We start from the raw sequence: 7,470 nt of genomic DNA on the forward strand, positions 1-7,470 counted from the left end.
AGTTCACAAGATATGATGCTGAGTTCGCAATTGCATCAATACTGTATTTCGTTGAACAGTATTTTACCAAGATTGATACCGAGGTTACAAGTTACTACACGGTATCAATAGACCTTAGCGAATAGATTGCCCAACAAGACGCTGTACCTGACCTGAAAATCGCTGGCGCGATTTCAGGCAGGTGAGCTTGGTCGTTCGCATGAAGATGAAGGCAATCTGGTTGAACGACATCCATTTGGAGTTCCTCGGGAATCCGGAGATCGAGTCCTTTGTCCGATCGCTGGCTGACAACAAAGCTGACGGCGTGCTGATTGCCGGTGACATTGCGCAAGCACACACTGTCTCCACATATCTTTCCCGTTTACAGCACGCGCTTGCAGTCCCTATCTACTTCGTCCTTGGGAATCACGATTTTTACCACGGATCAATCGCAGGAGTCAGATCAGCCATCACAGACCTTGTTCACCAGTCCTCCAACTTGCATTGGCTAAGCGAAAGCGGTGCTGTGCCGCTAACCACTACCACGTGCCTGGTCGGGCATGACGGCTGGGGGGATGGGAGGCTTGGTGACTTCGAACACTCCGATGTTCAACTCAACGACTTCCGGCTAATCGCTGAGTTGGCTGGCCTCTGTCGAGCAGGTCTGCTTCAACGACTTACCCAGCTTGGTGATGAAGCGGCAGAGCACTTCAAGTCAGTCCTCCCCGACGCCCTTCAGTCTGCGGAACATGTGGTGGTCCTGACCCATGTGCCGCCATTCAAGGAAGCCTCGTGGTATGACGGACGGTACTGCGATCCCGACTGGTTGCCGTTTTTTTCCTGCAAGGCCGTGGGAGATGTCTTAGCCGAGGCGATGCGCAATCATCCTGATAAGAGAATGACCGTGCTCTGTGGGCACACTCATGGAGGAGGGAGATCCGAGATTCTTCCGAACCTTGTCACATTCACTGGACCGGCTGAGTATGGCCGCCCAGCAATTCAGAAGGTATTCGAATGGGACTGAATGCAAACGCCTGGTTCTCAACCGGGACGTTGGTGCAAAGTGAACTTTTCATAAGCGAGGGCATTGAAATTTTGAAAGGAATCTTGGTTGAAGAAATGATTGGAGGTAAGTTATGTTAGGTTTTAGGGGATTTAGAGTATGGGATCATAACCATACATTCCTTGTCTCCCGGTATTAAAAATTGAATAGAGAGCGAGTCCAGGGATGCCTTTCGGAGGATGATTCCTTTTCATGATCAAGATCAATGAAAGAATAATGATAACCATCGTTCCCTTCTGGATGGACTTGAGCGCGAGTGTTTTTTACCTGGCTGCTCCCCTGGTGGTCATCGACCTCGGGGGCAATCCGATTGAGCTGGGTTTGATCGGAACGATTACCGCCTCGGTTCATATGATCCTGGCCCATCTGGCGGGCCGCCTTTCGGACCGGTTCGGAAGGCGCGCGCTGATTGTTGCCGGTCCTTTCATCTTCGGGGGTTCATGCCTGCTGATGACCCAGGCCGGAGAGGTGAAGCAGGTCCTGGCTCTTGCCGCTCTAAATGGTTTGGGCATGGCCATTTTCTGGCCTTCCTTCCAGGCCTGGATCGCTGAAATGCAGACCGGTTCGGGTCTGGCCCGGAAAATCGGAAGCTTCAACATGTCCTGGACAGCCTCCCATCTCATCGGCCCGACTCTGTCCGGGCTCCTCTTCGGGCTTCATCCCCGCCTCCCTTTCTGGGCCGCTGCGGCTCTTTCCCTTCTGCTTTTCCTTCTTTTGTGGGCATCGTTGAGCGACAGGGAGCCCCAGCCGGAAAAAATAAAGGAATCTTTTCTCCAGGAGGGTAAGGAATCCGGCGGGCCCATGACCTTCCTCTACGCCATTTGGATCGCCAACTTTGCCTCCTTTTTTATCCTGGGAAATGCCCGGTATCAATTTCCCAAACTGGCCCGGGAATTAACCATGAGCCCCTATGCCATCGGGTTGCTCATGAGCTGCATCGGCCTGGCTCAATTCCTGGGGTTCTTTTTCCTGCGGGGAAGCGATCGCTGGCACTTCAATAAATTTTATCTCCTCGGCGCTCAACTATTGGCCGCAACAGGGTTGGTTTTGGTTTTTTCCTTCAGTCAGCAGCTGGTCTTTACCTCCGCCTTCATCATGCTTGGCCTTTGTGCCAGCCTGACTTACTATTCCAGCCTGTATTATTCGGTCCGTCTCCTGAAGAGAAAAGGGAAGGGAACCGGCCTGCACGAATCCATCCTGGGAAGCGGGGTGGTATTGGGCCCGCTTCTCGGCGGGATCGTGGCCCATTCCGCCGGCCTGCGGGCCCCTTATATTCTCTGCCTGGCAGTCCTGGCCGGGGTGATTGCGGTTGAATTCGTCCTTATCAGGAGAAAAGGAAAACTGTCGCCAAGGGAAAGGTATACCTCCGGAATCGGACCTGAGGTGCTCTAAGGTTTTAGCTCTCACCTTCTGCGCTTTACCTTTGGCCTTCATACGAGGTTGGCTACTTGCCGCGCAGCGATGGCGACTGGGTCCCAGACGGGGGAAAAGGGAGGGGAGTACCCTAAATCCAGGTTGATGACATCCTCCACCGTCATCCCGCCCTGAAGGGCCGTGGCGAGCATGTCGATCCGTTTTCCCGCCCCCTCCTTGCCAACGATCTGACCACCGAGGAGACGTCCGCTACCTTTTTCGGCCAGGATTTTTACTGTAATCTGGCCCGTGCCGGGGTAGTAGCGGGCTCGAGTCTGGCTGGCAATTTTGGCACTGACGTAAGGAAACCCGAGCTGCTGCAGCTCCTTTTCCTGGAGCCCGGTTCGCGCTACTTCCCAGTCGAAAACTTTGACCATGGCCGTTCCCACAACTCCGGGAAAGGTGGCTTGCCCCCCTGCAATGTTGATTCCGGCTACCCGTCCTTGCTTGTTGGCCACGGTTCCCAGGGCAAGGGAAAAGGGGCGTCGGCTGACTCGATGGAATGATTCAGCACAATTTCCCGCCGACCAAATTCCGGCAATTTCAGTCTGCATGCGGTTGTCGATTTTGATGCCTCCCGTTTCCCCCAACGGGATCCCGGCCTGAGCAGCCAAAGCCGAATTGGGACGTACGCCGAGACCAATGAGAACAAGATCTGCCGGAAGGGTCCTTTTGTCCGTGGTAACTCCACGGATGGTTCCCTCAACCGCTTCAAAACTGATGAGCGATTCTCCCAGGTAAAGTTGAATCCCGGCGGCCACCAGGGCGTCCGCAAGAGGAGCAGCCATGTCGGCGTCCAAAGTATTCATCACCTGGGCCGTCTTTTCGACCAGGGATACCTCCAGGCCGCGCCGGACCAGATTTTCCGCCATCTCCAGCCCGATGTAGCCTCCCCCGATGATCACTACCTTTTTGGGTTGGGCCTCGTCCACGGCTCGTCGTACCTCGAGCCCGCTCTGGAGGGTAGTCAGTTCGTACACTCCCCTGGCGTCCAGCCCGGGAACCTTCGGACGAATCGGGATCGCGCCGGTGGCGATCATGAGCTGATCGAAAGTCTCCCAGGCGCTCCGCCCTCTTTTTAGATCTTCTACCTTTACTCTTCTTTTTTGGATATCAACCTCGTCCACCCTATGGAAGATGCGGGCATCGATTCCCTGCTTCCGGAAGGCCTCGGGGGAGCGGACCACCAGTGATTGGGCATCATCGACAACCCTGCCGATGTAATAAGGCATGGCTCAAGCGGAATAGGAGGTGTGGGGACTCTGTTCCAAGGCGATGATTTCCAGCTCCGGGCGCTGACGGCCAGCCTGGGAGGCAGCGCTCATTCCTGCGGCATTCCCGCCGATTACGATTAAACGTTCTTTAGGCATGGTTCATTATCTCCTTGATGCGCTTTGTTTTCAGAAAAAGACCTTTAAGTTAACCTGGCGATCTCCGGGACAGAGGGCTAAGTAATATTTTTGGTCACAATTCTATCTGGACGGCCGCAAGGATATGCGGAAGCCCTTGCAGAGCAATCAAGACTTCCTGGGAAACCGGCCCATCCACGTGGACCAGAGAGATGGCTGTTCCGCCGATCTGGTCCCGGCTCAAATGCATCTGGCCGATATTGATCCCGTGGGAAGCCAGAGTGCTGCCCACGTTTCCGATCACGCCGCGTTTATCCTGGTTGTGGAGGAAGAGGATATTCCCTGCGGGAACCGCTTCGGTGACGAATTCGTTGATGCGCACGATCCGCGGCTCGTTTTTGCCGAAGAGAGTGCCGGCCACTGTGTTTTGGGCGCTCTCGGTCAGAACCTTAACGGTCAGCAGGGTGGTATAATCCTCGGAGGCACGGCTTTTCGATTCCACGATTTTGATCCCCCGTTCCTTGGCCAAAATGGGGGCATTGACGTAATTCACCTTTTCTTCGAGGATGGGATCGAGAAGACCTTTCAGGAGGGACATGGCAATCATGGGGGTGTCCATGTCCACAACGCTGCCGCTGTAAGTAAGATGAACCTCCTGGATGCTTCCGGGGGTAATCTGAGCCTGGAACTTGCCCATCTTCTCGGCGAGTAGAAGGTAGGGGTTGAGGAGGGCGAGAATCTCCGCGCTCACGGAAGGAAGGTTAACGGCATGGCGAGCGGTTCCTTGGAGAAGATATTCCACCACTTGTTCGGCAATGGCTACGGAAACCTTAACCTGGGCCTGGGTAGTGGAAGCCCCCAGGTGAGGGGTGCAGATGACCTGGTCCAATTCCAGGAGCGGACTCTTGCCGGGAGGTTCCTTTTCGAAAACATCCAGGGCTGCCCCGGCGACTTTGCCGCTGATGATGGCCTCGTGGAGAGCCACTTCATCAATAATGCCTCCGCGGGCGCAGTTAATAATGTAAACGCCTTTTTTCATCTTGGCGAAGGCGGAGGCGTTTAATAAATTTTTCGTACTGGGGGTCAGCGGCGTATGCATGGTGATAAAATCGGAACGGGCGAAAAGGTCATCCAGCGAAAGCAATTCCACATTCTTTTTGGCCGCGACTTCCGAGGAAAGATAGGGATCATAACCGATCACTTTCATGCCCAAGGATTCGGCATGTTGGGCCACAACCGCGCCGATGTTGCCCAGGCCGATGATGCCTAAGGTGCGGTCACTAATTTCGGTACCCATAAAACGGTTTTTCTCCCATTGGCCGGCCCTGATGGAGGCCGTAGCCTGGGGAATATGCCTGGCCAAGGCGAGGATCAGGGAAAGGGTATGTTCCGCCGCCGAGAGGGTGTTCCCGCCGGGGGTGTTCATGACGACCACGCCTCTTTTGGAAGCAGACGGCAGGGCTATGTTATCCACCCCTGATCCGGCTCGCCCAATTACCCGGAGGTTATCCGCGACGGCAATAACCTCGGGGGTAACTTTGGTGGCGCTGCGGACAATCAGGCCATGATAGTTTTTGATGATGGCTTTGAGCTCATCGGCCGGGACTTTGGCCCTTACGTCGGCCTCGATCCCCGGCGCCTGTTCTAAAATGGCTTTCCCTTCCGGCGCAATGTTATCGCTCACCAGCACCTTGAGGGTTGTATTCATTTTCATCTCCTTTCGAAAACCAAATTATTACCCAGCTAATTTACTCCGATTTTTGTCTTTGGTTCAAGATGAATCTTACGGTTTATTGTTAGCGCGCATAAAAGGATCCCGGAACCCTAAGAGGTTTACTTCTGCCAGACCTTTACTCTGAATGAAAACTTTTAAAAGGGTTCCCATGCCACCGGGAACCAGGAAACTTTTCATGGCCAGCTTATTTTTTAAAAATTCCGGACTGGAAGGGCAAGGTGAGTTTTTTTCGCCATTCTCCAAATCATCCAACAAACCCAGGGCAGCTAAAAATTTGTATTGCTCTGGGCAACCCATTGGGCGCAGCCCGACGGTTTCTCCCTTTCTTCTCAAGGCGCTGAAGTTTACATGCGTGGTCATGTCCTGGTAGCCAATGCGCTCGTAAGGGTTGGTAGAAGTTGTATGGCGGAAATAACAAAGGAGGGTCCCTTGCCGGCGGGCAGGGTGATATAGCTCTTCAGCCTCATAACCGTAATCGATGGTCAGGACGAATCCACGCTGCAGAGTTTGACTCACGCCCGCGATCCATTCTAAAGCCTTTAAATTGGCCTCGGCACGTTGCCCTTCTTCCAAAGGGCAGGCGTAGGCGTGGAAATAATCTTGGAGGAGGGGGGTAGAGGGAGAGCCCATCGTTTCTTGGAAAGTTTTTCCGTCGTGGGTGACAAAGATTTCCTGAAGTTCCTCTTGGCCTTGATAAACGATGTGCACGGGGAAAGAATCAACCAGTTCATTGGAAAGCAAGCAGCCGGTAAAGGGCTTTTCACCCCGGAGAAGAACATCGGGGGGAATCCAAGCTACCTTCCCGGCGGTAAAAAATTTGGCCAGAAAGGATTGCTGTTCTTTTACGAAAGACGGACTTTGCTCCGCCAAGAGATAGAGAAGGTTTTTATAAAAATTTGGTAAATGGCTTTGGCAATATTGTAGAATATCTGAACAAAGCAATCCTTTCCCCGCACCCATCTCCGTGATGATGAAAGGGGAAGGACGATCCAGGATCTCCCACATCTGATGGAGCTGACGGGCGATGAGGTGGCCAAAGATGGGGTGGACGTTGGGGCTGGTATAGTAGTCTCCTTCCGGCCCGATCTTCTGGCGGGGAGAATGATAATATCCGTGCTGGGGATGATAAAGGGCCAGATCCATGAACTCCACAAAAGGAATTTGTCCCCGGCGATGAATGCGATCTAAAATGACCTTGACCAATTCTTTATTTTCTGGCTCCGCCATGTGTGCTATTATAACTTGATTCTATAGGAAATTCCTTATTGGACACGGATGTACACAGATTATCAAGGTATTATAGCAAAAAACAAAACAAAGTTGCCATGACGAACAACCCAACTCCTTGCGGAATGCAATAAAAATCCCCCTATCCCCCTTTACGAAAGAGGGGCGGGGGGGATTTGGGGTGAAGACTACGTTTGAATTGAATAGATGATGTCAACTTATTTAGGACGTTCCCAATAAATGGAAAAAAATATCCGTGAATATCTGCGAAAATCCGTGTCCTATAAATTTAATAGGGGCGTTTGTGCCGGATGAATTGCCAGGGTGGGGGGGAGCGGTGAGAAGAAAAGAATTTGCGGTCAAAGATCAGGAATCACTAGAAGAGGTCCTGAAAAACGCTGAAGTCGGGTACTTGGCCTTCAACGGAGCCGATGGATGGCCGAGGATTACCCCATTGAATATTGTCTTCGATGGACGGATTCTATGGCATGGAGCGGTTGCCGGAGAGCGTTACGAATGTTTACAGCAAGACCCACGGGCCACCTTTGCGGTGGTATCCGTGCAACGCTATATCCCCTCCCATTTTGCTTCGGAAGAGAATGCCGCCGCCGCCACGACTGCCTTTAAATCTGTGCAGGTGCGCGGGAAGTGCAGGGCGATCGATGACCCCGAAGAGAAATGCGCCGTTCTCAACCAGCTTATGC

At 53.1% G+C, this 7,470-nt stretch carries 6 protein-coding genes; 3 read left to right on the forward strand and 3 right to left on the reverse strand.

Annotated elements, in window-relative coordinates; genetic code table 11:
- Positions 1-205 precede the first annotated feature (205 nt).
- Positions 206-1,003: a metallophosphoesterase gene (locus Q7V48_09490; GenBank protein ID MDO9210964.1), complete on the forward strand. Its 798-nt coding sequence runs from the start codon at positions 206-208 to the stop codon at positions 1,001-1,003.
- Between the two features lie 231 nt (positions 1,004-1,234).
- Complete coding sequence (locus Q7V48_09495) at positions 1,235-2,434, forward strand: MFS transporter (protein ID MDO9210965.1); 1,200 nt, start codon at positions 1,235-1,237, stop codon at positions 2,432-2,434.
- Between the two features lie 38 nt (positions 2,435-2,472).
- Here Q7V48_09495 and Q7V48_09500 read toward each other — a convergent pair whose 3' ends face one another.
- The 3 genes from Q7V48_09500 to Q7V48_09510 all read right to left on the reverse strand — a co-directional run bounded on the left by Q7V48_09500 (position 2,473) and on the right by Q7V48_09510 (position 6,766).
- Positions 2,473-3,825 carry an FAD-dependent oxidoreductase gene (locus Q7V48_09500; protein ID MDO9210966.1) on the reverse strand — a complete coding sequence of 451 codons (1,353 nt, stop codon included), beginning with the start codon at positions 3,823-3,825 and terminating at the stop codon, positions 2,473-2,475.
- 94 nt (positions 3,826-3,919) lie between these two features.
- Positions 3,920-5,512: a phosphoglycerate dehydrogenase gene (gene serA, locus Q7V48_09505; protein ID MDO9210967.1), complete on the reverse strand. Its 1,593-nt coding sequence runs from the start codon at positions 5,510-5,512 to the stop codon at positions 3,920-3,922.
- A gap of 75 nt (positions 5,513-5,587) precedes the next feature.
- Positions 5,588-6,766: an SAM-dependent methyltransferase gene (locus Q7V48_09510; protein ID MDO9210968.1), complete on the reverse strand. Its 1,179-nt coding sequence runs from the start codon at positions 6,764-6,766 to the stop codon at positions 5,588-5,590.
- 337 nt (positions 6,767-7,103) lie between these two features.
- Here Q7V48_09510 and Q7V48_09515 point away from each other — a divergent pair.
- On the forward strand, positions 7,104-7,470 hold a 367-nt coding region (locus Q7V48_09515; protein MDO9210969.1), incomplete at its 3' end, for a pyridoxamine 5'-phosphate oxidase family protein.

The sequence above is a fragment of the Deltaproteobacteria bacterium genome (assembly GCA_030654105.1).
Taxonomy (GTDB): Bacteria; Desulfobacterota; SM23-61; order SM23-61; family SM23-61; genus JAHJQK01.

Excerpts from the sequence above, each read along its gene's own strand:
- Q7V48_09490 (MDO9210964.1), top strand. The coding sequence starts at position 206 with ATGAAGGCAATCTGGTTGAACGACATCCATTTGGAGTTCCTCGGGAAT.
- Q7V48_09495 (MDO9210965.1), top strand. The coding sequence starts at position 1,235 with ATGATCAAGATCAATGAAAGAATAATGATAACCATCGTTCCCTTCTGG.
- serA (MDO9210967.1), bottom strand. The coding sequence starts at position 5,512 with ATGAATACAACCCTCAAGGTGCTGGTGAGCGATAACATTGCGCCGGAA.
- Q7V48_09510 (MDO9210968.1), bottom strand. The coding sequence starts at position 6,766 with ATGGCGGAGCCAGAAAATAAAGAATTGGTCAAGGTCATTTTAGATCGC.